The sequence below is a fragment of the Coxiella-like endosymbiont of Rhipicephalus sanguineus genome, from assembly GCF_018687865.1.
This window is the reverse complement of the sequence record NZ_NIQB01000074.1, coordinates 1-691: the sequence shown is the minus strand read 5'-3', so window position 1 is coordinate 691 and position 691 is coordinate 1. Positions and strand designations below refer to the sequence as shown.

The following is a 691-nucleotide window of genomic DNA, read 5'->3' as shown; positions in this document are numbered from 1 at the left end:
ATTTTTTTATAGGCCTCTTCAAGTTTTTTTTAATTGTTTATCGGATAGTCAATCCAAATCCATCACGGAGTGATCTGCCTTTTTATTTACCTTGATTAATTCATCCAATTTAATTTAGATATTTTCAGTATTCCGGTTTTGAGTATTCTGAATCAGGAAAAGAATCAAAAAGATAATAATAGTCGTAGCGATGTTAATAACAAGCTGCCAAGTGTCTGAGAATTTCAAAAAAAGCCACTGATGAACCAAGTGATCACTATTAAAGTACTTATTACCTTGATACTAAAAGTAGCACCATTATCTATGATCCTTGCTGCTTTTTTATCAAAAAATGAAAAAATTTATTTATATTTTTCCTCCATTCTCCTTAGCCTTAGGGAGATAACCCAATATCAATATATAAATATAAATTAAAATGTTCTTCAGAACAAATTTGAGAAGTAATTTGCGATTCATAAGGAACCTGGAAGTCTATATTAGTGGACAAACAATACCATAAAAAAATAGAAGTAAAAATAGGTTATAGACAGCTACAGACGGATGATAAGTTAATGGCGGAGAGGGGGACTATTGAATTACAACAATATCTTATTGATTATTATCAATTTGAAAAAAATAAATTTAATAAAGTACCCTTAAAATACCTATTTTTACTTCTATTTTTTTATAGGCCTCTTCAAGTTTTTTTTAA

General features: G+C 28.4%; 2 protein-coding genes. One reads left to right on the top strand and one right to left on the bottom strand.

All coding sequences use genetic code 11. The features are described from left to right. Positions 1-114: 114 nt before the first annotated feature. Positions 115-228: a low affinity iron permease family protein gene (locus B1F79_RS06985; protein ID WP_372443140.1), complete on the bottom strand. Its 114-nt coding sequence runs from the start codon at positions 226-228 to the stop codon at positions 115-117. A gap of 251 nt (positions 229-479) precedes the next feature. On the opposite strand from B1F79_RS06985, the gene B1F79_RS04090 reads away from it, so the two are divergent. Beyond that, on the top strand, positions 480-691 hold a 212-nt coding region (locus B1F79_RS04090; protein WP_251366097.1), incomplete at its 3' end, for a hypothetical protein.